This is a genomic window from Pseudonocardia halophobica, assembly GCF_050948485.1.
In the GTDB taxonomy this organism is placed as follows: Bacteria; Actinomycetota; Actinomycetes; order Mycobacteriales; family Pseudonocardiaceae; genus Pseudonocardia; species Pseudonocardia halophobica.
In genome coordinates, this window is record NZ_CP192046.1 from 3,147,053 (window position 1) to 3,169,375 (window position 22,323).

A 22,323-nucleotide genomic window follows, 5' to 3' on the forward strand; every position below is an offset into this window, starting at 1 on the left:
GTGGGGGTCGTGAGTGCCGAGTGCCCCTCCAGGGGCAGTCGCCGCTCACGGGGGAGCGGTGGTGCCCCGAACGACCAGCTCGGGGGTCAGCTCGGTCTCGCCCGGTGCGAGGTCGGGGTCGTCGAGGCGGGCGGCGGCGGCGCGGACGGCGTGCCGGGCGAGCAGGCCGGCGTCCTGCCGGACCGTCGTGAGGTCGACGTGGGAGAGGCGGGCGAGCCGGTCGTCGTTGTAGCCCACCACCGAGACCCGCCCCGGGACGTCGACCCCGTTGCGACGCAGAGTGTCCAGCAGCCCGAGCGCGCACCGGTCGTTGGCGGCGAGGACCGCCGTCGGCAGCTCCGGGCCGGCGAGCAGGGCCTGCGCGGCCGCGATCCCGGCGTCCTCGTGGTACGCGCCGGGCAGCACGCGCGCGCGGTCGCCGAGGCCGTGCGCTTCCATGGCATCGAGGTAGCCGGTCCGGCGGGCGGCGGCGTTGGGGCCGGTGCCGCCGTCGACGTGCACGATCGCCCGGTGCCCCAGGCCGACCAGGTGGTCGACCGCCTGCCGGACGCCCTCGGCGTCGGCGCTGTGCACGCTGTCGAGCCCCGGGGCGGCCCGCCCGACCACCACGGCGACGGTGCGGGCGCCGAGCTCGGCGAGGAAGGCGTCGTCGACGTCCGGTCCGAGCAGGACGATCGCCTCGCAGCGGTGGGCGAGCAGGCCCTCGACCGCCGTGGCCTCGTCGCGGCCGGGGGTGCGCGCGGAGAGCAGCACCTCGTAGCCGAGCCGCTCGGCCTCCGGGTAGATCGCCTCGACGAGATCGGCCTCGAACGGCTCGCGCACGGTCATCAGCACGCCGAGGGTCCGGCTGCGCCCGCGCGCCAGCAGCCGGGCGGCGCTGTCCGGGCGGTAGCCGAGCTCCTCGGCCGCGGCCAGCACCCGGGAGCGGGTCTCCGCGGAGGCGCCGGGCTGGCCGCGGAAGACCAGGGAGACCAGCGCGCGCGAGACGCCGGCCCGGGCGGCGACGTCGACCATCGTCGGCCGGCGGCGCGGCGGGAGGGGCGTGGCCATGGTGGCATCCTCGCAGGTCGTGGGCGGGGTCCACCGCGCGGTGCGACCCGTTCACGACTATGTCTTGACATGCGCACCTTGCGGTCACCATAGTGTGCCACGGAGCGACTAGAGCGCTCTAGTACCACGACGAGGGCGTCCGACCCGGACGCCCGCGCCAACGGCACCGAGGACGACCGGGAGACAGCAGCGTGGCCCCTTCATCGACGATCCGGATCGGCTCCGCGCCCGACTCGTGGGGCGTGTGGTTCCCGTCCGACCCCGACCAGACCCCCGCCGACCGGTTCCTCTCCGAGGTCTCCGGCGCCGGCTACGAGTGGATCGAGATCGGGCCGTACGGCTACCTCGCCACCGACCCGAACGAGCTGCGGGACCAGTGCGAGAAGCACGGCCTGAAGATCTCGGCCGGCACCGTCTTCGAGCACCTGCACCGCGCCGACTCGTGGGACGACGTGTGGAAGCAGGTCACCGACGTCGCCGCGCTGACCGCCGCGGTCGGCGGCGAGCACATCGTGGTCATCCCCGACACCTGGCGCGACCACAAGACCGGTGCGCCGCTCGAGGACCGGGTCCTCTCCGACGAGCGCTGGAAGCTGCTCACCACCGGCATGGACGAGCTGGGCCGCCGGATCCTCGAGGAGTACGGCCTGCACGTGCAGTTCCACAGCCACGCGGACAGCCATGTCGGTTACCAGCACGAGATCGAGCGGTTCCTGGAGAACACGAACCCCGAGTACGTGAACCTGTGCCTCGACACCGGGCACGTCTCGTACTACGGCGGCGACAACGTCGCGCTGATCACGAAGTACCCGGAGCGCATCGGCTACCTGCACCTCAAGCAGGTCGACCCGGCGATCATCGCCCGGGTCGAGGCCGAGGACCTGCCGTTCCCCGAGGCCGTCAAGCTCGGCGCCATGATCGAGCCGCCGCTGGGTGTGCCGGACATGCGCGAGGTCATCGCCGCGGTCGAGGGGCTGAACCGCGACATCTACGCGATCGTCGAGCAGGACATGTACCCCTGCCCGCCGGACCACCCGCTGCCCATCGCGCGGCGCACCCACACCTACCTCGCCGGCTGCTCCGGCCGGCTCGACATCGGTACCCCGAAGGCCTGAGAGGACGCGAAGACATGTCCGACGATCTGCGCATCGCCGTGGTCGGCGTGGGGAAGATGGGTTCCTTCCACGTCGACAGCCTCACCCGCCGCGTCCGCGGCGCCCGCGTGACCGTGGTCAACGACTTCTCCGCCGAGCAGGCCGAGAAGGTCGCCGGTCCGATCGGCGCCCGCACCGTCGCCGACCCGTTCGAGGCCATCGGGGCCGACGACGTCGACGCCGTCGTGCTGGCCAGCCCCGGCTTCGCCCACGAGAAGCAGGTCCTGGCCTGCCTCGAGCGTGGCATCCCGGTGCTCTGCGAGAAGCCGCTGACCATGGACGGCCCGTCGTCCTACGAGGTCGTGAAGGCGCAGGCCGAGAGCGGCCGCGACCTGATCCAGGTCGGCTTCATGCGCCGGTTCGACACCGAGTACGTCGCGCTGCGCGAGCTGATCACGAGCGGCTCGGTCGGCGCCCCGCTGATGCTGCACTGCACGCACCGCAACCCGAACGTGCCGGACTCCTTCAACTCGGAGATGGCCATGGCCGACTCCGTGGTGCACGAGGCGGACTGCACCCGCTTCCTGCTCGGCGAGGAGGTCGTGGCGGTCACCGTGCTGCGCGGCACGCCCACGTCGGCGGCGCCCGAGGGCGTCTCCGACCCGATGCTCGTGCTGTTCGAGACCGAGTCCGGCCGGCTGGTCACGGTCGAGAGCTTCGTGCGCACGCAGGTCGCCTACGAGGTCCGCACCGAGCTCGTCGCCGAGAAGGGCAGCGCGACCATCGGGCTCGACCAGAACCTGGTGGTCAAGCGGGCCGGGCGCTGGGGCGGCACCATCGCCCCCGACTTCGTGGTCCGCTTCGGGCAGGCCTACGACACCCAGATGCAGCGCTGGGTCGACGCCGCGCGCCGCGGCACGATCGACGGCCCCGGTGCCTGGGACGGCTACGCCGCCGCCGCGATCTGCGAGGCCGGCGTCGAGGCGGTCCGCACCGGTGGCCGTGTCGCGGTGAAGCTGGAGGCGCGGCCGTGAAGCTCGCCCTCGACCCGCAGATGTTCTACGCGACGCACTCGGTGCTGGAGCTGCCCGACGTCGTGGCGAAGATGGGCTACCGGTGGATGGAGCTCTCGCCCAAGGCGGACTTCGTCCCGTTCTTCCAGCACCCGCGCGTCGACGACGCCACGGTGGCCCAGCTGCGCAAGCGGGCGGCGGACGCCGGGGTGGGGATCGCCTCGGTGCTGCCGGTGCTGCGCTGGTCGGGGCCCGGTGAGGAGGAGCGCCAGGCCGCGGTGCGGGCCTGGAAGCGGGCCATTCAGATCACCGTGGACCTCGGCGTGGACACCATGAACTCCGAGTTCAACGGCCGTCCGGAGGGCGCGGAGTTCGCCGAGGCCCAGTTCCTGCGCTCGCTCGACGAGCTACTGCCGATCTTCGAGCGGGAAGGTCTGAAGCTGGTGCTGGAGCCGCACCCGGACGACTTCATCGAGGACGGGCACGCCGCGGTGAACATGATCCGGGGGCTGAACCGGGACTGGATCTCGTTCCTGTACTGCACCCCGCACACGTTCCACCAGGGCGGTACCGGCGGAGACCCGGCCGGGATCATCGGCGCGGCCGGGGACAAGGTCACCTACGTGCACCTGGCCGACACGCTGGACCACACGGCGTCGAACGGGCTGCGCTACATCGTCAACCCGCCGGGGTCGACCGCGCGGGTGCATCAGCACGCCGAGATCGGCCGCGGGGAGGTCGACTTCGACGCGGTGTTCGCCGCGCTCGCCTCCGTCGGGTTCGACGGCGTGGTCTCCTCCTGCGTGTTCGGGTGGGAGGAGGACGCCGAGGGCATCAGCGTGCGGCAGCGGGAGAAGGCCACCGCCCTGATCGAGAAGCACCTCGGCGCCGACCGCCTCCACGTCTGACCCTCCGGCCGCGAGGGGCCGGTGCCCCTCGCGGCACCGTCCCCTCGCGAAGGATCCCCTTGTCCCACACGCACGACGCGGTGCCGGCGGTCCCGACGACCCCGACCCCCGGCCCGCACCACCGGCGGCTCAAGCTCCTCACCGTCGTCGCCACCTTCGGCGGCCTGCTCTTCGGCTACGACACGGGCGGGATCAACGGCGCCCTGCCGTACATGACGGACGACCTGGGCCTGACCCCGGCCACCGAGGGCGTCGTCACGAGCTCCCTGCTCCTCGGCGCGGCCCTCGGCGCCTTCCTCGGCGGGCGCATCTCCGACCGCCGCGGCCGCCGCACGATGATCCTCTGGCTGGCAGTGCTGTTCGCCGTCGGCACCCTGGTCTGCACGTTCGCGCCGGGCGTCGGCGTCATGGTGCTCGGCCGGGTGATCCTCGGCCTCGCCGTCGGCGGCGCGTCCGTCACCGTGATCGCCTACCTCTCGGAGGTCTCGCCCGCCGAGCGGCGCGGCCGGCTCGTCACGCAGAACGAGCTCATGATCGTGAGCGGGCAGCTGCTCGCGTTCATCTGCAACGCCGTGATCGGCGGCGTCTGGGGCGAGGCCGGTGGCGTCTGGCGCTGGATGCTGGTGATCGCCACGCTGCCCGCGGTCGCGCTCTGGGTCGGCATGCTCGCGATGCCGGAGAGCCCGCGCTGGCTCGCCTCGCGCGGCCGGTTCGGCGAGGCGCTCGCCGTGCTGCAGCAGGTACGTGACGCGAAGCGCGCGGAGGCCGAGCTCGCCGAGGTGCGCGCGCTGGCCGAGGAGGACCGGGCCGCGCAGACCGCCGGCTGGCGCGACCTCGCCGTGCCGTGGATCCGCCGCATCGTGGTCGTCGGGCTGGCGATCGCCGTCATGCAGCAGATCACCGGCGTGAACTCGATCATGTACTACGGCACGCAGATCCTCACCGAGTCCGGCTTCGACCGGGACGGCGCGCTGATCGCGAACATCGCCAACGGCGTGATCTCGGTGCTGGCCACGTTCGTCGGCATCTGGCTGCTCGGCCGGGTGCCGCGGCGGCCCATGCTGATCGCCGGTCAGATCGGCACCTTCTCGGCGCTGCTGCTCGTCGGCGTGTTCTCGCTGGTGCTGCCCGAGGGTGTCGGCCGCGCGTCCGTCGTCCTCGCGCTGACGGTGACCTTCCTGGCCTTCCAGCAGGGCGCGATCTCCCCGGGGACCTGGCTGATGCTGTCGGAGATCTTCCCGCTCAAGCTGCGCGGCCTCGGCATGGGCGTGTGCGGGCTGATGCTGTGGATCGTGAACTTCCTGGTCGGCCTGCTGTTCCCGATCCTGGTGGCGGGCATCGGGATCTCCGCGACCTTCTTCCTGTTCGCCGGCCTCGGCGTGTGCGCCATGCTGGTGGCGAAGGCGATCGTGCCGGAGACCAAGGGGCGGACCCTGGAGCAGCTCGAGCGCGAGTTCAAGCAGGCGGGCGACCCGGCGGCGGCGACGGCGGAGGTGACGCGGTGACGGTGATGGTGGCGGTTCCGGACTCGCCGGAGGGCCGGACGGCCCTCTCGGCGGCGATCGACGAGACGCGGCTGCGGGACACGGACCTGGTCGTGCTGAACCTCGCGCTCGACCCGCTCGACGTCGTCGGGATGCCCAGCGACCTGCCCATCACCGTCCGCGAGCGCACCGGGCACGCCGACCTCGCCGACTGCGTGCTCGCCGCCCTCGACGAGTACGAGGGCAAGGTCGACCTGCTCGTGATCGGGATGAAGAAGCGCACCCCGATCGGCAAGGCCCTCCTCGGCAGCCTCTCCCAGCGCCTGCTGCTGGAGGCGGAGGTACCGGTGCTCGCCGTCAAGCGCTGAACGAGGTCCGGGCGGGTTCGCCGGCCAGGATCCGGTCCAGCACCGGGCGCAGGTGGTCGGCGAACCCCTCCGGGTCCTCGGACATCGGGAAGTGCCCCCGTCCGGGCATGACGACGAGCTCGCCGCCGAGCTGCTCCGCGGCGGCCCGGCTCATCTCGGTGGTCGCGGAGTAGTCGTACTCGCCGCTGAACACGTAGAGGGGGCACCCCGCCGGCCCGAGGTCCGCGGCATGCTCCGGCAGGTCGCGCGAGTAGAAGTACGTGTCGCCCTGATAGACGCCGGGGCCGGACTGGGCGTAGCCCCACAGCGTCTGCTCGCGCGGCCCCGTCGGGCTGCCCGGCGCGATCAGCCCGCCGACCCAGCTGGTCAGGAACCCCGAGTGGTCGACGTCGGCGCGGTTCGTCCACTCCACGAAGCGCCCCGGGTTGCCGAGCCCGCCCTCGAGGGCGCACACCGCCCGCCACCGCTCGCCGCACGTGCTCGCGAGGTAGAGCGCGATCGCCCCGCCCATCGAGCAGCCGAGCAGCACCGGCTCGTCCAGCTCCAGCGCGTCGGCCACGGCGAGGATCGTCGCCGCGTAGGTCCGCGTCGTGAGCGCGTAGCGGCGGCTGCGCCAGTCCGCGGGCGGATCCGAGCGCCCGTGCCAGGGCATGTCGAACGCGACCACGCGGAAGTGCGCCGTGAGGTCCGGGTCCTCGAGCAGGTACCGGAACTGCCGGGAGTCGGCACCGGCGGTGTGCAGGCAGAGCAGCGGCACACCCGAGCCCGCGGACTCGACGTGGATGCGCTGCAGGTCGCCCTCCACCTCGACGTGCAGGTAGCGCCCCTCGATGGGGCTCGGTCCCGGCCGGGGCGGGCGCGGGTCCGCGCGCCGCGGTCGCGGTGCGACCGCCCGCGCCCGGAGGGCGTCGACGATCCGGTCGACGGCCGGTGCGGCGCGCGCCCACACCTCCCGGCTGCCCCGCACCCGGTGCGCCCCGCCGGTCGCGACGAGCGCCTGCGCCGAGGTCATCCCACGCGGCGGCGGCAAGGCGCAGAACTGCTCCCACTCCTCGGCCGTGACGGCGAAGGAGAAGTCCCAGCTGGCGTTGACGTCGTCGCCCTCGGTCACCGCGAGCGCCGCGTCGCGGACCCGCACGCCGATCCGGCGGTCGCCGATCTCGAGGAGGGCCGACCACGGGTGGCAGGGCGGCAGCCCGCGCAGGAGGGTGGGGTCGAGGGCGCGGGCGACGTCGTCGTCGCGGAGAAGAGTCACGCGGCGGATCGTAAGTCCGTCTGACAATCGGGGGAACCCGCTCCTCGCGATCGCCCGGATCGGACGAGTGACCGTTGACTGCGTCGTCGAGGTGTGTCTACGGTCTTTCAGCGATTGTCAGACGAACTGACAATCAAGAAGTGCCGACCACAGCGGTGCGACGAGATGGGACTGCGCGATGACGGGCAGTGACAAGACGGTGGGCAAGGCCGTGCCGACCGGGTACACCGGCGAGGTCGAGACGCCGGAGCGGGCGGCGAAGCGCCGGTCGGCGACCCGCGGGGCGTTCTTCGCCGAGTTCGTCGACATGTTCGACATCTACCTGCCGACGGTGATCCTCACCCCGGCCCTGATCTACTTCCAACCGGCGGGCATGTCCGCGGGGCTCTCCGCGATCCTGACCTCACTCGTGTTCGCCACCACCCTCATCGGCCGGCCGATCGGGGCGGCGATCTTCGGCGGGCTGGCGGACCGGGTGGGCCGCCGCCGGGCCACCATCACCTCGGTCGGCGGGTTCGGCGTGATCACGCTGCTCATCGCCTTCGTGCCGGGCTACGCCACGATCGGGATCGCCTCCTACTGGCTGCTGATCCTGCTGCGCTTCCTCGACGGGATCTGCCTCGGCGGCGGGTACACGGGCGCACTGCCGCTGGCGATGGAGTACGCGCCGAAGCACAAGCGCGGCCTGCTGGGCGGGGTCATCCTCGCCGCCTTCCCGCTGGCCTACATCGTGATCAACCTCGTCGGGATGGCGTCGTTCGCGCTCTTCCCGCTGGCCGGGCCGGACTCGCCCTACGCGGTGTGGGGCTGGCGCATCCCGTTCGTCCTCGGCGCGCTCCTGGCCGCCGTGCTGGTGCTGTACTACGTGCGCTACGTCTCGGAGTCCGAGATCTGGGAGGCGTCGGAGAAGAAGTCCGCGCCGCTGAAGAACCTCTTCACCGGTCCCAGCGGCCGCAGCTTCCTGCAGGTCTTCGCGATGATGACCGGGTTCTGGCTGACCCAGAACATGGTCACGCTGTTCCTGCCGACCACCGTGCTGCACACGGTGCTGAAGCTCAGCGGGAGCCAGCTCACCACGGCGCTGCTGATCGCCTACGCCTGCCTGGTCGTCAGCTACATCGGCTCCGGCGTGATCGCCCAGCGGATCGGCCGCCGGAGGTTCTTCGTCGTCCTCGGCGTGCTCATCGCGGTGGGCGGGTCGACGCTGATGGCGCTGCTGATGAACGGGAGCCACCTGTCGTACGGCACGATCGTGCTCCTCGTCTGCGTGTTCTCCGTGCTGGTCACGGCGCCGTGGGGCGTGGTCCTGCCCTACATCAACGAGCGCTTCCACACGGACGTCCGGGCGTCGGCGTTCGGCCTCGGCTTCAGCGCGTCGGTGATCATCCCGTCCTTCTACGCCTTCTTCTACGCGGGCCTGAACCAGGTCGTCCCGGCGGCCGTCGCCGCGGCCCTGCTGCTGGGGATCGGCGGGGTCCTCGGGGCGGTGGGCGCCGCGGCGGGCCCCGAGACGAAGGACGTCGACTTCACGAAGGCGGCGTGATGGCTCACGAGGTCCTCGCGGTCCGCTACGGGACCCGGACCGCGCGCCGGTCGGAGACCTTCCTCAACCACCACCTCTACGGCGAGCCCGACTCCGAGCTCCCGATGGACTACTTCTTCTGGGTCGTCCGCGACGGCGGGCGGACGACCGTGGTCGACTGCGGCTTCGGCGCCGCGGCCGGGGCCCGCCGGCGCCGGACGATGCTCGTGGACCCGGTGGACGCACTGCGCGGCCTGGGGATCGACCCCGCGACCGTCGACCGGCTCGTGGTGACCCACGCCCACTACGACCACATCGGCAACCTCGACCAGTTCCCGGAGGCCGAGATCGTGCTCGCCCGCCGCGAGCTGGACTTCTGGACCGGCCCCTACGCCGGCCGGCTGCAGTTCGCCCACTCCACCGAGCCCGACGAGCTGGGCCTGCTCGCCAAGGCCGCCGCCGACGGGCGGGTCCGGCTCGTCGACAACACGCTCGACCTGGCACCGGGGTTCGAATTGGTGGTGGTCGGCGGGCACACGCCCGGGCAGCTCGTCGCGCAGGTCGCGACGACCGGGGGCGCCGTCGTGCTCGCCGCGGACGCGCTGCACCTCTACGAGGAGCTCGAGCGCGACCGGCCGTTCTTCGTCGTGGCCGACCTCGCCGACATGTACCGGGGCTTCGACCTGCTCCGCGAGATGACCGAGGATCCCGGCCGGGTGCTGGTCGCCGGGCACGACGCCGCGGTCCCGGAACGGTTCCCGGACCGCGTGCCCGGGCTGGCCCCGGAGCTCGCCGACCTGGTCGTCCGGGTCGCACCGGGGGAGGGGACGGCATGACCGCCACCCTCACCGACGATGGCCTCGCCGACACGGTCGTCCTGGTCACGGGGGCCGCCGGCGCCCTCGGGTCGGCGAGTGCGCGGGTGCTGGCCGAGCGCGGGGCGCGGCTCGTGCTCACCGACCTCGATTCCGCCGGGCTCGAGAAGGTCGCGGCCGGGCTGCCCGGTGCGGCCGTGTGCGTGCCCGGCGACGTCGCGAGCGAGGCCGACGTCGACGCGGCCGTCGCCGCGGGCGTCGAGGCGTTCGGCCGGATCGACCGGTACCACCTCAACGCGGGCATCCCCGGACCGCTGGTCCGGCTCCCCGATCTCACGGTCGAGGACTTCGACCGGGTGATGGCCGTGAACCTGCGCGGCACGTTCCTCGGACTGCGCGCGGCCTTCCGCCGGTTCGAGGCGCAGGGCTCGGGCGGCGCGATCGTGCTGACGGCGTCCATCGCGTCGCTGCGCGGCAGCGACGACCTGCTGGCCTACCAGGCGTCGAAGCACGGCGTGCTGGGCCTGCTGCGCGGGGCCGCGGTCTACGGCGGCCCGCTCGGGGTCCGCGTCAACGCGGTCGCACCCGGGATCGTGCCGACCGCGCTGTTCGCGGCCTCGGGCGAGGGGCTCGGCGGGGGAGGGGACATGGCTCGCCGGGCGGCGACCACGCCGCTGCGCCGGCCGGGCACGCCCGAGGAGATCGCGTCGGTGGTGGCCTTCCTGCTCGGCGACGGGGCGTCGTACCTCACGGCCGAGGTCGTCTCCGTCGACGGCGGGGCGGCGGCGGTCAGCACGGTGCGGCCGTCGGGCGGGGCGGGCGCGTGGGACACCGGGCCGGTCGACGCCCGGCTGCGGGCAGGAGCACGGGAAGGGAGCCGGGCGTGACGAACACCGTGGACGAGATCGGGATGATCGGTCTCGGCAACATGGGCGGCCGGATGGCGCGGCGGCTCGTCGACGCCGGGTTCACCGTCGTCGGGCACGACCCCGTGGCGGGACGGGCCGAGTCGGTGGGTGCGGTGCCCGCGGCGGACCCCGCCGAGGTGGCGCGGCGGACCCGGGTCCTGCTGCTGTCGTTGCCGGACAGCCACGTCGTGGAGCCCGTGGTGCGGGCGGTGCTGGCGGTGGCCGGTGAGGGGACCACGATCGTCGACCTCTCCACCGCGTCGCCGGCGTCGACCCGGACCTTGCACGACGAGGCGCTCGCGCGCGGCGTGCGCTACCTCGACGCCGGCATCTCCGGGGGCGCCGCCGCCGCGGAGAAGGGCAGTCTGACGATCATGGCCGGGGGCGACCCGGGCGCGCTCACCGAGCTCGAGACCGTCCTCGCGCCGATCGCGGCGACGGTGCACCACATGGGGCCGTCCGGCACCGGGCACACGGCCAAGCTGCTCAACAACTTCCTCAACGCCGTCAGCCTCGCGGCCTCCGCCGAGGTGATGGTCGCGGGCCGCAAGGCCGGTCTGGACCTGCCGCAGCTGCTCGAGGTGATCAACTCGAGCAGCGGCGTCAACTTCGCGACCACGAACCGGTTCCCTGCGATCGTCCGCGGCGACTACCTCGAGGGCGGCCTGACGAGCAGGCTCATGACCAAGGACGTCGCGCTCTACGTCGACCTGGCGGGCCGGCTCGGCGTCCCCACCCTGAACGCCGCGGGCCCGCTCGCCAGCTTCGGGCTCGCGGAGAACCTCGGCTACGGCGACCTGATCAGCAACCGCGTCGTCGACGCCCTCGGCGACCTCGCCGGCGGGGTACGAGTGCACGACCAGGAAGGATGACCAGTGCAGATCGTTCGGGGCCGGGCCCCTGACACCACACCGACCCAGAACCGGACCGAGACCTTCACGGGCACGGTCTGGGGCGACCCGGTGCTGCCGACCACGGCGGAGCACAACACGCTGAACTCGGTGACGTTCACGCCGGGGGCGCGCACGTACTGGCACCACCACACCGGCGGCCAGCTGCTCGTCGTCACGGCGGGGATGGGCTGGGTCTGTCCCCGCGGGGAGGAACCGCAGGTCGTCCGGGCCGGCGACGTGGTGTGGGTGCCGCCCGGCGAGCAGCACTGGCACGGCGGGACCGCGGACACGGTGATGACCCATCTCGCCTTCTCGATCGGGCCGACGACCTGGCTCGAGGAGGTCGCCGAGGGGGACTACCTCGCGGCCGTGGAGGTGGCCCGATGAGCGGCGGGGACGACCGGTACGAGCGGGGCCTCGGCATCCGCCGCGAGGTGCTCGGCGATGCGCACGTGGACCGCTCGCTGCAGGGGGTCAGCGACTTCTCGCGGCCGGTCCAGGAGTACGTCACGCAGAACGTCTGGGGCGAGCTGTGGAGCCGGCCGGGACTCGACCGGCGCACGCGCAGCCTGCTCAACCTGGTGATGCTCACGGCGCTCAACCGCGGCCACGAGCTCGCGGTGCATGTCCGCGGCGCGGTGACCAACGGCTGCACCGAGACCGAGATCCAGGAGGCGTTGCTGCAGACCGCGGGGTACTGCGGGGCCCCGGCGGCGCTCGAGGCCTTCCGGGTGGCCGAGCGGGTGCTGCGGGAGATCGCCGCCGAGTCCGTCGACGTGTCGGGGAACGGCCATGGGTGAGACGTTCGACCGCGTCGGCTTCGTCGGGCTGGGCCGGATGGGCACGCCGATGGTGCGGCGGCTCGCGGCCGGGGGAGTGGCGGTGCGCGGGCACGACGCCGCGCCCGGCGTGGCCGAGGGTCTCGCCGACGTCCTCACCCCCGTGCCGAGCGCCGCGGCCGCGGCCGCCGGCGTACCCGTCGTCATCCTGATGCTGCCGGACTCCGGGGTCGTGGAGAAGGTCGTCGACGACGGCCTGCTCGACGCCGTTGCGCCCGGCACCCTGCTCGTGGACATGAGCACGTCGGAGCCGCTGCGGACCCGGGCACTGGCCGAGCGGGCCGCCGAGCGCGGCGCCACGCTCGTCGACGCGCCGGTGTCCGGGGGTGTGGCCGGGGCCGAGGCCGGCACGTTGACGATCATGGTCGGCGGACCCGACGACGCCGCGGAGCGGCTCACCCCGCTGCTGGCGCTGATGGGCCGGGTCCGGCACGTCGGCGGGACGGGCGCCGGGCACGCTCTCAAGGCGCTCAACAACCTGCTCTCCGCCTCGCACCTGCTGGCGACCTCGGAGGCGATCCTCGCGGGGGAGCGGTTCGGGCTGGACGCCACGGCCATGCTCGACGCGATCAACGGCTCCAGCGGCCGCAGCGGGTCGACGGAGACCAAGTGGCCCACGCACATCGTGCCCGGCACCTACGGCTCCGGCTTCACGGCCGGCTTGATGGTCAAGGACCTGCGGATCGCGCTCGGCCTGGCCGAGGCCGTCGATGCACCACGCGGCCACGCCGAGCGCACCCTCGCCCTCTGGAGCCGCGCCGTCGGGACCCTCGGGCCGGAGGCCGACCACACCGAGATCGCACGATGGCTGCGGGAGCGGCCGGAGGAGGACCAGTGACCGCGACCGAGACCCTCACGACGGAGCAGCAGCGGGTCAAGGACGAGTTCGTGCGGGTCCGCGGCACCTGGGGCGAGCCGTGGCAGCGGATCCTCGAGCTCGACCCCGCGTTCCTCGAGGCCTACCTGCGCTTCTCCAGCGTGCCGTGGACCGCGGCGTCGCACCTCGAGCCGAAGGTCAAGGAGTTCGTCTACATCGCGGCCGACGCCGCGGCGACGCACCTGTACGAGCCCGGCATCCGTCAGCACGTCGCGGCCGCGCTGCGGCACGGGGCCACCCCGGCCGAGATCATGGAGGTGCTGGAGCTGACCAGCACGCTCGGCATCCACGCCTGCAACATCGGGGTGCCGCTGCTGCTCGAGGTGCTCGAGGAGGAGGGCGTCCGCACCGGGCCGGCACCGCTGGACGAGCGGCGGGAGAGGCTCAAGGCGGAGTTCACCGCCAACCGCGGCTACTGGCACGAGTTCTGGGAGGGCATCCTCGAGCTCGCCCCGGACTTGTTCGAGGCCTACGTCGAGTTCTCCTCGGTGCCGTGGCGGACTGGCACGCTGGAGCCGAAGGTCAAGGAGATGATCTACATCGCCTTCGACGCCGCGGCCACCCACCTCTACGTCCCGGGGCTGAAGCTGCACCTGCGCAACGCCGTGCGCCTCGGCGCCACGCAGGACGAGCTGATGGAGGTGCTGTCGATCGTCAGCGTGATCGGCATCCACGCGGCGACGACCGCGGCGCCGATCCTCGCCTCGGTCGTCGCCGAGCAGGAGAGCGGGTCGGGGTGACACCGGCCGGCGCCGGTGCCCGGGCCGCCGCGGAGCGTGCGAACGCGCCACGGCGGCCCGGCAGCGGCGCGGGTCCGACTACTGTGCGCCTGGTGACGGCAGGTGAGGAGACGGGCACCTTCCGCGGGATCCGGGTCGGCCGGATCGCCGCGCCCCTGCGCGAGCAGGTCATCGACGGGCTGCGCACCGCGATCCTCGAGTTCGAGCTGCAGCCGGGGCAGCGGCTCGTGGAGCGCGAGCTGATCGAGCAGACCGGGGTGTCCCGCGCGACGATCCGCGAGGCGCTGCGCGAGCTGGCCGCCGAGGGGCTCGTCGTCACCGTGCCGCAGAAGGGGGCGATGGTCTACAAGCCCTCGGCCGACGAGGCGCGCGACCTCTACGCGGTGCGGGCCTCGCTGGAGGCGCTCACCGTGCGCCGGTTCATCGAACGGGCGAACGCCGCGCACCACGACCGGCTCCGGGCCACCGTCACCGCGCTGGAGCAGGACGTCGAGGCGGGCGCGGACATGCACCGGCTGCTGCGCGACAAGGACCTCTTCTACACCGAGCTGCTCGCCGGCGCGGCCAGCCCGACGATCGAACAGATCCTCGGCGGGGTGCAGGCGCGGGTCCGGCTGCTGCGCGCCACGTCCATGTCGCAGCCCGGACGCGCGGCCCAGATGGCGGTGGAGATGCGAGCCCTGGTCGACGCGATCACCGCGCGCGATGTCGCCTCCGCCGAGCGGCTCTGCATCGAGCACCTCGAGCACGCCGCCGCGACCGGCCTCGCCGCCCTCGACGGGGTGGGCCGGGCGGGGTCGTAGCGGTCCACCGACAATGAAACGGCACCCCGCCCGTCGGGCGGGGTGCCGTCGTCGTCCGTCGGCCGGGGTGCCGGCCGACCGGGTCACTCCTGCTCGGAACCCTTCTCGGTGCCCTCCGGGGAGGCCTCAGGGGACTCCTGCGCCGGCAAATCGGCGGTCGGGACCTGCACCGGAATGCTGGTCACGCCCGGCTTCTGCGGCTCGGCGTAGGCGCCGGCCACGCGGACCTTCAGCACGCCCGCCTCGTAGGAGGCGCTCACCGCCTCGGCGGTGACGTGCCGGGGGAGGGCGAAGCTGCGGCGGAAGGAGCCGTAGCGGACCTCGCGGACCCGGCGGCCCTCGCTCTCCTCGTTCCGCTCGTCACGACGCTCGCCGTGCACGACGAGGCGGCCCTCCTCGACGTCCACGTGGACGTCGGTGGCGGGGTCGAGGCCCGGGACCTCCAGGGAGACCAGGGCGTCGGCACCGTCGCGGGTCACGTCGGCGGCCGGGGTGAAGCCGCTCTCCGGACGCGCGAAGCGCACGGGGGAGGGGCCGAAGGCGCGCCGGACGAGGGCGTCGAAGTCGGCGAAGAAGGGGTCGCGGCGGGGGATCAGGGTGCTCATCGTGTGTCTCCTCGATGCGGGTCGCTGGCGGGGTTCGCAGCGTCTGACTGAGTAAACCTGAGTCGAGTCGACTCAATTCCCGCCACGAGGAGGTGGAACGCGTCACAGTGGTGGGGTGACGAAGGCGCACGACGACGACCAGGACGACGAGCCGGGCGGCGACCCGGTCTGCTGGCTGCACGAGCTGTGCCCGGCCTGCGGAGCCATGCCCACCGACGACCCCGCGGCTCCACCGGACCGATGCTGGCGGTGCGGAGAGCCGTTCGCCGAGGAGTAAGCCTCCACCCGGGCCGGGGAGCGACGACGCGGCGCGAGTCGTGGTGCGTCGACCGCGCTCGAGCGGCTCCTGCACCGCAACGGGCTCAAGTGATCGCCGGTACCGGAAGGGGAACCGCGCTCAGCGCGGATTTCGCTCCACGACCCGCGATCATGAACGGGGAAGGGCCTCTACCGCCTACGCGCCGGGGTCCCTGCCCCCGGGCTACTCCAGAGAGCGGAGGCCGCCGATCTCGGTGGGGGCGCCGTCGGGGTTGGGGCCGTAGATCGCCAGCATCCGGGCGTGGTCGGGGGCCGGTAGTGGCCGGTCGAGCCGGCAGGGACGTGGACGACGCTGCCCTGCGGGGCCTCGACCGTCACGCCGTCGCACTCCACCACGAGGGTGCCCTCGAGGACGTAGTTGAACTCGTCGTGCGGGTGCCGGTCGACCCACTCCTGGGCCGTGAGCTCCCACTCGATCAACGCGACCGAATGCCAGCCCTGCGGGTCGGGGGCGACGAAGCGGTGGCTGCGCGAGGACCCGTCGCAGGCGGCGGGCGGATGCAGGATCGGGGGCACGGCGGATCCTTCCGGTGGTGCGGCGCCGCTCGTCCGGAGCGACCCTCGTCGCGACGTCTACCCGTGCCGGCCCTACTCCATCCACACGATGATCATGTCGGCGATGCAGGCGGGGCGGTCCGAGCCCTCCAGCTCGACGACGGCGCGGAAGGTCACCTTGGCCCCGCCGGGCACCGGGTCGGCGCCGACCACGCTGACCGCGGCGCGGACGCGGGAGCCGGCGGGGACCGGGGCGGTGAAGCGGACCTTGTCGAAGCCGTAGTTGAGGCCGAAGGTCGCCGAGGGGACCGTGGCGACCTCGCCGATCATGGTAGGTACCAGTGACAACGTCAGCATGCCGTGCGCGATCGTGGTGCCGTAGGGCCCGTCGGCGGCCCGCGAGCGGTCGACGTGGATCCACTGGTGGTCGTCGGTCGCGTCGGCGAAGGTGTCGATCCGCGGCTGCTCGACCACGCGCCAGGAGCTGTGGCCCAGCTCCGTGCCGGGGGCCACGGCGAGCAGGTCGGGGACGGCGGCGAAGGCGGTCAGGGCACTCAGCTCCTCGAACGGTCGGGCGCGACGACGGCGAGCGCCTCGCGCAGCGCCGCGGCCAGCTCGACGGGGTGGTCGATCATCAGGTGGTGGTGGGCGCCGGGGACGTCGAACTGGGGCACCGGGCGCCCGGTCAGCGCGGCGAGGTCGGCCCCCGCCGAGGGCGGGACCAGCACCGACAGCTCGCCGCGGACGACGGCCACGGGGCCGGGCAGGTCGGGCAGCCGCGTGCACATGCCCCGCCTGCCGACCGCGCCGAAGATCAGCGGGTCGACCTTCCAGGCGTAGCCGCCCGGCACCGGCCGCACCGAGCCCTCGGCGATCGCGCGCAGCACGCCCGGATCGGCCTCCGGCTGCGGCGGGGTGAGCCGGAACCGGGCGGCCACCTCGTCGAGGTCGGCGAAGATCCGCGTGGCCCGCGGCGGGCGCCACTCCGGGGCCTCGGCCGGGGAGCCGTCGACGACGATCGAGTCGACGAGCACCGTGCCGGCCGAGGCGGCCGGGTCGAGCACCGCCGCCCCGGCCACGACGAGCCCGCCGACGCTGTGCCCGACCAGCACCGCCGGCCCGCCGAAGGCCTCCCGGACGACGGCCAGGACGTCGCCGGACCAGGAGTCCAGGTCGTACACCGCGCGTCGCCCGGAGTCGCCGTGCCCGGCGAGGTCCATGCTCACCACGGCGAACCGCTCCGGCAGCGCGGGCAGCAGGTGCTCCCACCAGCCCGCGTGCGCGGACGTCCCGTGGACCAGCACCAGCGGCACCGTGCCGGGGCCGGGCCGGCGGCGGTAGGCGATCGGCACCCCGTCGGCCGCGGTGGCGGTCGCCGGGCCGAGGACGGCGGTCATCCGGCGAGCGTGCCCTCCGTGTCGGCGAACTGGTCCGCGCCGAAGTAGGCCGCCTCGACGAGGTGCCGGTCGCGGAGCAGGTCGCCCGCCGCCCCGGTGAGGACGACGCGCCCGTGGTTGAGGATCACGCCCCGGTCGGCGATCGACAGCGCGAGCTCGATGTGCTGCTCGACCAGCACGAGCCCGATGCCGTCCTCCTTGGCGAGGTCCCGGATCGCCGGCAGCATCTCCTGCACGATCTTCGGCGCCAGCCCGAGGCTCATCTCGTCGATGATCAGCACCTTCGGCCGGGCCAGCAGTGCCTTGGCGATGGCCAGCATCTGCTGCTCGCCGCCGGACATCAGCCCGGCGCGCCGCGAGTCCAGGTTCCGCAGCACCGGGAACCGGTCGAGGACCTGCGCCTCGCGCTCCGGGTCGGCCTTGCGGCCGGCCAGCCGCAGGTGCTCGCGGACGGTGAGGCCGTAGAAGATCCCGCGGTCGTCGGGCACCAGCAGCACCCCGGACCGGGCGATCTGGTGGGGCTTGCGCCGGCCGAGCGGGGCGCCGAGCACACGGACCTCGCCGCCGAGCAGCGGGACGAGCCCGACCATGGCGAGCAGGGACGTCGTCTTGCCGGCGCCGTTGGGCCCGAGCAGCGCGACGACCTCGCCCGGGCCGACGGACAGGGAGAGCCCACGGATCGCCGGCACGCCGTTGTAGCCGGCGGCCAGGTCCTCGGTCTCCAGGAGCGTGTCAGGCATGGGTGGCCTCCACGGGGGCGCCCAGGTAGGCCGCCACCACCGTCGGGTCGGTCCGGGCCTCGGCGGGGGTGCCGGTGAAGATCTGCTTGCCGAACTCCAGCACCGTCACCGTGTCGCAGACGCCCAGGACCAGGGACATGTCGTGGTCGATCAGCAGCACCCCGGGGCCGGAGTCGGCGATCGACCGGATACGGCCCGCGAAGGACTGGCTCTCCATCGAGTCCAGGCCCGCGGCGGGCTCGTCCAGCAGCAGGACCTCGGCGCCGCCCGCCAGCGCACGGGCCACGCCGACCAGCTTCTGCTGGCCGAGCGAGAGGTCCCGGGCGAGGGTGTCCGCCACGTCCCCCAGCCCGACGACGTCGAGCGCGCGGGCGACGACGTCGTCGCTCTTCTTCCGGCGCGGGACGAAGATGTCCCGCACCAGCGTGCGCCACCCTCCGGTCCGCGCCGCGACCAGCAGGTTCTCGGCGACGGACAGGTTGCCGAAGAGCTCGCCGGACTGCCAGGTCCGGGACAGCCCGGCGGTGCGCCGCTCGTGCGGGGGCAGCGCGTCGATGCGGGTGCCGTCGAGCAGGATCTCGCCCTCGCAGGCGGTGAACCCGGTGACGGCGTCGACGAAGGTCGTCTTCCCCGCGCCGTTCGGGCCGATCAGCCCGACGACCTTGCCCGGCTCCACGTCGATGGTCACCAAGTCGTTGGCGACCAGGCCGCCGTAGCGGACCGTCAGGTCGCGAGTGTGCAGTCCCTTGTCGGACACGGGCTCAGACACGGGACGGCTCCTTCGGCGCCGGCGCCTCGGGCACCGTGGACGGTGGTGGCCCCGAGCGCGAGAGTTTCCGTCTGACCCAGGCGACCTGCTCGCGGGTGGCGCCCGCGATGCCGACCGGGTTGAGCAGGGCGGTGATGATCAGGCCGAGGCCCGAGATGAGCGCGTAGTACTCGCCGAGGTCGAACACGCCGCGCAGCAGCGTGTAGACGATGCCGAGCGGGCCGAGGACACCGGCCACGATCGCGCCGCCCACGCTCGTGATGCCGCCGAGGTAGGCCACGGCGAGCACCTGGAGCCCGGCGAACACGCTGAACGACTCCGCGGACAGCTGGCCGCGGCTGAAGCCGATCAGACAGCCCGCGATGCCGGCGATGAACGCCGAGATGGCGAAGCCGATCAGCTTGGTCTTGCGCACGTCGATGCCGCTGGACGCCGCCGCGCGCTCGTTGGCGCGCACCGCGAGGAACGCCCGGCCGGTGTCGCCGGAGGCGACCCGGATGAACATCCACACCAGGATCGCGGCGATGACGAGCACCATGACCGAGAACGAGATCCGGGCCAGGTCACGGCCCTCGCGCACGCCCAGGTTGAGCCCGAACAGTGTCGCGTCCGCGATCGGGTTCCCCTCGGGCGGGCTCAGTGTGTAGTTGTTGAACACGAACCGCTCGATGGCCAGCGCCGCCGCGATCGTGACGATCGCGAGCTGCGCCCCGCGGATCCGGAAGGCGGGCAGCGCCACCAGCATGCCGAGCCCCGTCGCGACGAGCGCGCAGAGGATCAGCGAGATCGGGAACGGGATGCCCCAGTTCGTGGTGACCTTCGACAGGCAGAACCCGGCGGCGCCGGCGAACGCGCCCTGCGCCAGCGAGATCTGGCCGAGGTACCCGGTGAGCACCACGTAGGACAGCGCCAGCAGCATCACGATGATCGACGTGGTGACGCCGAAGCGCCACGTGCCCTGGGTGAAGGACAGCGCCGCGACACCGACCACCAGCATGATCACGGCGGGGATCGGCTTGAACTTCGGGATCGACACGTCCGGCAGCCGGACGGTCTGCAGCGAGCCGCGGGACGGCAGCCGCTTGCCCTGCACGAACAGGATGACCATGACGACCGCGAACGGGACGACCTGGTCGAGACCGGACTGCGCCCACTGCGGCCAGAACGGCTTGGTGATCAGCAGGTTGATCAGCGACTGGAAGGCGCCCATCAGCAGCGCGGCGACGACCACGATCGCGATCGACTCCATGCGGGCGACGAGCAGCACCGCCAGGGCCGGGACCACGAGCAGGGTGTAGTTGTCCGCGTTGAGGCCGGTCAGCGAGCTGCCCAGCATGACGGCGACCGTGCCGAGCATGATCGCGACGACCTGCGCGACGGCGGCCAGCCGGTCGGGCGAGAAGCCCATCAGCACCGCGGCGCGCTCGTTCTCCGACGCCGCACGGGTGGCGACGCCGGCGCGGGTGAAGCGCAGGTAGGCCCAGACCGCGGCGGCGAGCAGCACCATGATCGCGGCCATGATGAGCTCGCGGGTCGGGATGTCCGCGCCGAGCAGGGTGAACGAGTCCTCGGGGATCAGCGAGTCGACGTCGATGTTGTTCGGGCCGAACCGCAGCACCACCAGGGCCTGGAGGGTGATCATCACCGCGACGGACACGACCACCTGGGCCAGCACCGGGGCGTGGCGCACCGGGCGGAAGATCACGTAGTGCACGAGCAGGCCGAGCAGGAACGCCGTCGCCAGGCCGATCAGGGCGGCGACCGCGACCGGCGGCCGGCGCTCGAGCTCGATCGAGCCGATCGGGAAGACCAGCGTGCCGTCCAGCCGGAGCTGGGCGAAGACGAAGGCGCCCCACATGGCCATGGCGCCCTGGGCGAAGTTGATGATGCCGGTGGCGCGGTGCACCAGCAGGAGGCCGGTGCCGAGGCCGATGTAGATCGCACCCAGCCCCAGACCGAGGACCACGAACTGCAGGATCGTCCCCACGGGAATCCTTCCTCAGAGAGAGGGCGGATCCCCTGTGCGACAGGGGATCCGCCCGGGGCCGGCTAGGCGGCGCTCATCTTCGACGGGTCGAGGGCGATGAAGCCGTTCGGGTCGACCGGCTTCATCGAGCCGTCCGGCTGGACCTCGAAGAAGATCGCCTCGTGGCTGCAGGAGGCCGGCCGGTTCGCCCACTGCTGGCCGTCGCAGGTCACCTTCGGGCCCGCGAACGTCGGCATGTCCTTGACGTTCTTCATCGCCGTGGTGACGGTGTCGGGGTTGATCTCGCCCTGGACGCCCTTGAGCACGTTCGCCAGGTTGACCATGCCCGCGAAGGAGTACAGCGAGCGGGCGGACTGCTGGTCGCCGCGGTCGATCTCCTCCATGGAGGTGGCGAAGTCGTCCAGCTGCTGCTGGACCTCGGCCGGGGCGTTCGCCTTCGACGCCGGCACCCAGACGCGCGGCTGCACGATCGCGCCCGCGGCGTCCGCCTTCATCTCCGCGATGAACTGCGAGCAGGAGCCCGCGAAGATCGTGCCGTCGTAGCCCTGCGCGCGCAGCGCCTTGAACAGGCCGGTGCAGCCGTCCTCGGTCAGGGCGATGATGCCCGCGACGTCCGGGTTGGTGGACAGCTCGGTGGCGGCCATGACGTTGAAGTTCATGTTGTTGCCGGGCACGTAGAGCGGCGTGACGTTCATGCCGAGGTTCTTCGCCGCGGGCATGACCAGCTTGTCCACGTAGCCGTGGCTCGGCGGACCGTCGGTGACGGCCAGTGAGGCGTTCTTCTTGCCGATCTGGTCGAGGATCGTGACCATGCCCAGCGCGCTGGTCTCGAGCGGGCCGGAGAAGTAGAAGGACTGGCCCCAGGGGAGCGAGTCGACCACCGCGGTGGCGCCGAGCTCGCCGATGATCGGGATCTTGGCCGCGGTGAGGACCGGGACCGCACCGCCGACCGAGCCGTCGTAGGCGTCGAACACCGCGACGACGTTCTCGGTGACGAACTGGTTCGCGCAGTTGACCGCGGTCTCGGGGCTGCCGTCGCCGGCGCACAGGTCGATCTTCAGCGGCCGGCCGTTGATGCCGCCCAGCTTCTCGTTGACGTACCGCTCGGCCGCCTGGGCGCCGTAGCCGGTCTGCGGGTAGGCGGTCGCGCCGTCCATCGGGGCGAGCACGCCGACGACCACCGGTTCGCCCGTGAGGCCGCCGGAGGCGTCGGAGGAGCCCTCGCCGGAGCTGCAGCCGGCGAGTGCGAGGGCCACGGCCGCGGCGGACGCGACGGCGGCGAGCGTTCTCTTCATCGAGATCCATCCCTTTCGGCGGGACACGCTGGGTTCATCGGGGGAGTGCGCGGGCAGGGGGGAGCGGCCCGGCGGGGGCGCCCACGTCGTCGGGGGCGCGTCCCGCCGGGCCTGCTTCCGTCGGGGGAGGAGGAGCGGGCCGGGCCGG

At 72.9% G+C, this 22,323-nt stretch carries 25 protein-coding genes; 15 read left to right on the plus strand and 10 right to left on the minus strand.

Going from position 1 to position 22,323, the window contains the following annotated elements; translation table 11 throughout:
* Positions 1–45: 45 nt before the first annotated feature.
* A complete protein-coding gene (locus tag ACQP04_RS15160; RefSeq protein WP_433507675.1) occupies positions 46–1,050 on the minus strand; it encodes a LacI family DNA-binding transcriptional regulator in 1,005 nt (334 codons plus the stop codon).
* Between the two features lie 191 nt (positions 1,051–1,241).
* On the opposite strand from ACQP04_RS15160, the gene ACQP04_RS15165 reads away from it, so the two are divergent.
* Genes ACQP04_RS15165 through ACQP04_RS15185 form a run of 5 tightly spaced genes read left to right on the plus strand, consistent with a single transcriptional unit; the run spans position 1,242 to position 5,917 of the window.
* Positions 1,242–2,165: a sugar phosphate isomerase/epimerase family protein gene (locus ACQP04_RS15165; protein WP_433507676.1), complete on the plus strand. Its 924-nt coding sequence runs from the start codon at positions 1,242–1,244 to the stop codon at positions 2,163–2,165.
* A 14-nt stretch (positions 2,166–2,179) separates the two neighbouring features.
* Positions 2,180–3,178, plus strand: a complete 999-nt coding sequence (locus ACQP04_RS15170; RefSeq protein ID WP_433507677.1) for a Gfo/Idh/MocA family protein — start codon at positions 2,180–2,182, stop codon at positions 3,176–3,178.
* On the plus strand, positions 3,175–4,065 hold the full coding sequence (locus ACQP04_RS15175; protein ID WP_433507678.1) for a sugar phosphate isomerase/epimerase family protein: 891 nt from the start codon (positions 3,175–3,177) through the stop codon (positions 4,063–4,065). The genes ACQP04_RS15170 and ACQP04_RS15175 overlap by 4 nt, the downstream gene beginning before the upstream one ends.
* 59 nt (positions 4,066–4,124) lie before the next feature.
* Complete coding sequence (locus ACQP04_RS15180; RefSeq protein ID WP_433507679.1) at positions 4,125–5,570, plus strand: sugar porter family MFS transporter; 1,446 nt, start codon at positions 4,125–4,127, stop codon at positions 5,568–5,570.
* A gap of 5 nt (positions 5,571–5,575) precedes the next feature.
* Positions 5,576–5,917, plus strand: a complete 342-nt coding sequence (locus ACQP04_RS15185) for a universal stress protein (RefSeq protein WP_433508370.1) — start codon at positions 5,576–5,578, stop codon at positions 5,915–5,917.
* On the opposite strand, the gene ACQP04_RS15190 is transcribed toward ACQP04_RS15185, so the two are convergent.
* Positions 5,907–7,172 (minus strand): alpha/beta fold hydrolase, encoded by a 1,266-nt coding sequence (locus ACQP04_RS15190; RefSeq protein ID WP_433507680.1) that lies wholly within the window; start codon positions 7,170–7,172, stop codon positions 5,907–5,909. The genes ACQP04_RS15185 and ACQP04_RS15190 overlap by 11 nt on opposite strands.
* Before the next feature lie 178 nt (positions 7,173–7,350).
* On the opposite strand from ACQP04_RS15190, the gene ACQP04_RS15195 reads away from it, so the two are divergent.
* From ACQP04_RS15195 to ACQP04_RS15235, 9 genes are all read left to right on the plus strand, one after another.
* Positions 7,351–8,715 (plus strand): MFS transporter, encoded by a 1,365-nt coding sequence (locus ACQP04_RS15195; RefSeq protein WP_433507681.1) that lies wholly within the window; start codon positions 7,351–7,353, stop codon positions 8,713–8,715.
* Positions 8,715–9,530 carry an N-acyl homoserine lactonase family protein gene (locus tag ACQP04_RS15200; RefSeq protein ID WP_433507682.1) on the plus strand — a complete coding sequence of 272 codons (816 nt, stop codon included), beginning with the start codon at positions 8,715–8,717 and terminating at the stop codon, positions 9,528–9,530. Before ACQP04_RS15195 ends, ACQP04_RS15200 begins: the two co-directional genes overlap by 1 nt.
* Positions 9,527–10,396, plus strand: a complete 870-nt coding sequence (locus ACQP04_RS15205) for an SDR family NAD(P)-dependent oxidoreductase (protein WP_433507683.1) — start codon at positions 9,527–9,529, stop codon at positions 10,394–10,396. Before ACQP04_RS15200 ends, ACQP04_RS15205 begins: the two co-directional genes overlap by 4 nt.
* Positions 10,393–11,289 carry an NAD(P)-dependent oxidoreductase gene (locus ACQP04_RS15210; RefSeq protein WP_433507684.1) on the plus strand — a complete coding sequence of 299 codons (897 nt, stop codon included), beginning with the start codon at positions 10,393–10,395 and terminating at the stop codon, positions 11,287–11,289. The genes ACQP04_RS15205 and ACQP04_RS15210 overlap by 4 nt, the downstream gene beginning before the upstream one ends.
* A gap of 3 nt (positions 11,290–11,292) precedes the next feature.
* Positions 11,293–11,697 (plus strand): cupin domain-containing protein, encoded by a 405-nt coding sequence (locus ACQP04_RS15215; protein WP_037048099.1) that lies wholly within the window; start codon positions 11,293–11,295, stop codon positions 11,695–11,697.
* Positions 11,694–12,110, plus strand: coding sequence for a carboxymuconolactone decarboxylase family protein (locus ACQP04_RS15220; protein WP_037048102.1), 417 nt, complete (start codon positions 11,694–11,696; stop codon positions 12,108–12,110). Before ACQP04_RS15215 ends, ACQP04_RS15220 begins: the two co-directional genes overlap by 4 nt.
* A complete protein-coding gene (locus ACQP04_RS15225) occupies positions 12,103–12,987 on the plus strand; it encodes an NAD(P)-dependent oxidoreductase (protein ID WP_433507685.1) in 885 nt (294 codons plus the stop codon). The genes ACQP04_RS15220 and ACQP04_RS15225 overlap by 8 nt, the downstream gene beginning before the upstream one ends.
* Positions 12,984–13,766 (plus strand): carboxymuconolactone decarboxylase family protein, encoded by a 783-nt coding sequence (locus ACQP04_RS15230; protein WP_433507686.1) that lies wholly within the window; start codon positions 12,984–12,986, stop codon positions 13,764–13,766. Before ACQP04_RS15225 ends, ACQP04_RS15230 begins: the two co-directional genes overlap by 4 nt.
* Before the next feature lie 92 nt (positions 13,767–13,858).
* The gene (locus ACQP04_RS15235) at positions 13,859–14,569 is read left to right on the plus strand and encodes a GntR family transcriptional regulator (RefSeq protein WP_063739805.1); all 711 of its coding nucleotides are present in this window, start codon (positions 13,859–13,861) and stop codon (positions 14,567–14,569) included.
* Positions 14,570–14,652: 83 nt separating this feature from the next.
* Here ACQP04_RS15235 and ACQP04_RS15240 read toward each other — a convergent pair whose 3' ends face one another.
* A complete protein-coding gene (locus ACQP04_RS15240) occupies positions 14,653–15,174 on the minus strand; it encodes an Hsp20/alpha crystallin family protein (RefSeq protein WP_433507687.1) in 522 nt (173 codons plus the stop codon).
* Between the two features lie 115 nt (positions 15,175–15,289).
* Between ACQP04_RS15240 and ACQP04_RS15245 the strand changes: the two genes are divergently transcribed.
* Positions 15,290–15,451, plus strand: a complete 162-nt coding sequence (locus tag ACQP04_RS15245; RefSeq protein WP_433507688.1) for a hypothetical protein — start codon at positions 15,290–15,292, stop codon at positions 15,449–15,451.
* 170 nt (positions 15,452–15,621) lie between these two features.
* On the opposite strand, the gene ACQP04_RS15250 is transcribed toward ACQP04_RS15245, so the two are convergent.
* The 7 genes from ACQP04_RS15250 to ACQP04_RS15280 all read right to left on the minus strand — a co-directional run bounded on the left by ACQP04_RS15250 (position 15,622) and on the right by ACQP04_RS15280 (position 22,175).
* On the minus strand, positions 15,622–16,008 hold the full coding sequence (locus tag ACQP04_RS15250; RefSeq protein ID WP_433507689.1) for a cupin domain-containing protein: 387 nt from the start codon (positions 16,006–16,008) through the stop codon (positions 15,622–15,624).
* 72 nt (positions 16,009–16,080) lie between these two features.
* The gene (locus ACQP04_RS15255; RefSeq protein WP_433507690.1) at positions 16,081–16,500 is read right to left on the minus strand and encodes a MaoC family dehydratase; all 420 of its coding nucleotides are present in this window, start codon (positions 16,498–16,500) and stop codon (positions 16,081–16,083) included.
* Positions 16,501–16,541: 41 nt separating this feature from the next.
* On the minus strand, positions 16,542–17,384 hold the full coding sequence (locus ACQP04_RS15260) for an alpha/beta fold hydrolase (RefSeq protein WP_433507691.1): 843 nt from the start codon (positions 17,382–17,384) through the stop codon (positions 16,542–16,544).
* Complete coding sequence (locus ACQP04_RS15265) at positions 17,381–18,124, minus strand: ABC transporter ATP-binding protein (protein ID WP_037048112.1); 744 nt, start codon at positions 18,122–18,124, stop codon at positions 17,381–17,383. Before ACQP04_RS15265 ends, ACQP04_RS15260 begins: the two co-directional genes overlap by 4 nt.
* Positions 18,117–18,893 (minus strand): ABC transporter ATP-binding protein, encoded by a 777-nt coding sequence (locus tag ACQP04_RS15270; RefSeq protein ID WP_433507692.1) that lies wholly within the window; start codon positions 18,891–18,893, stop codon positions 18,117–18,119. The genes ACQP04_RS15265 and ACQP04_RS15270 overlap by 8 nt, the downstream gene beginning before the upstream one ends.
* Positions 18,886–20,880, minus strand: coding sequence for an ABC transporter permease (locus tag ACQP04_RS15275; protein WP_433507693.1), 1,995 nt, complete (start codon positions 20,878–20,880; stop codon positions 18,886–18,888). Before ACQP04_RS15275 ends, ACQP04_RS15270 begins: the two co-directional genes overlap by 8 nt.
* A gap of 62 nt (positions 20,881–20,942) precedes the next feature.
* Positions 20,943–22,175, minus strand: coding sequence for an ABC transporter substrate-binding protein (locus tag ACQP04_RS15280; RefSeq protein ID WP_037048120.1), 1,233 nt, complete (start codon positions 22,173–22,175; stop codon positions 20,943–20,945).
* Between the last annotated feature and the right edge of the window lie 148 nt (positions 22,176–22,323).

Bases quoted from the DNA above. Each gene is read 5' to 3' on its own strand.
- ACQP04_RS15160 (WP_433507675.1), bottom strand. From the start codon at position 1,050: ATGGCCACGCCCCTCCCGCCGCGCCGCCGGCCGACGATGGTCGACGTC.
- ACQP04_RS15170 (WP_433507677.1), top strand. From the start codon at position 2,180: ATGTCCGACGATCTGCGCATCGCCGTGGTCGGCGTGGGGAAGATGGGT.
- ACQP04_RS15185 (WP_433508370.1), top strand. From the start codon at position 5,576: ATGGTGGCGGTTCCGGACTCGCCGGAGGGCCGGACGGCCCTCTCGGCG.
- ACQP04_RS15195 (WP_433507681.1), top strand. From the start codon at position 7,351: ATGACGGGCAGTGACAAGACGGTGGGCAAGGCCGTGCCGACCGGGTAC.
- ACQP04_RS15200 (WP_433507682.1), top strand. From the start codon at position 8,715: ATGGCTCACGAGGTCCTCGCGGTCCGCTACGGGACCCGGACCGCGCGC.
- ACQP04_RS15205 (WP_433507683.1), top strand. From the start codon at position 9,527: ATGACCGCCACCCTCACCGACGATGGCCTCGCCGACACGGTCGTCCTG.
- ACQP04_RS15220 (WP_037048102.1), top strand. From the start codon at position 11,694: ATGAGCGGCGGGGACGACCGGTACGAGCGGGGCCTCGGCATCCGCCGC.
- ACQP04_RS15225 (WP_433507685.1), top strand. From the start codon at position 12,103: ATGGGTGAGACGTTCGACCGCGTCGGCTTCGTCGGGCTGGGCCGGATG.
- ACQP04_RS15240 (WP_433507687.1), bottom strand. From the start codon at position 15,174: ATGAGCACCCTGATCCCCCGCCGCGACCCCTTCTTCGCCGACTTCGAC.
- ACQP04_RS15260 (WP_433507691.1), bottom strand. From the start codon at position 17,384: ATGACCGCCGTCCTCGGCCCGGCGACCGCCACCGCGGCCGACGGGGTG.
- ACQP04_RS15265 (WP_037048112.1), bottom strand. From the start codon at position 18,124: ATGCCTGACACGCTCCTGGAGACCGAGGACCTGGCCGCCGGCTACAAC.
- ACQP04_RS15280 (WP_037048120.1), bottom strand. From the start codon at position 22,175: ATGAAGAGAACGCTCGCCGCCGTCGCGTCCGCCGCGGCCGTGGCCCTC.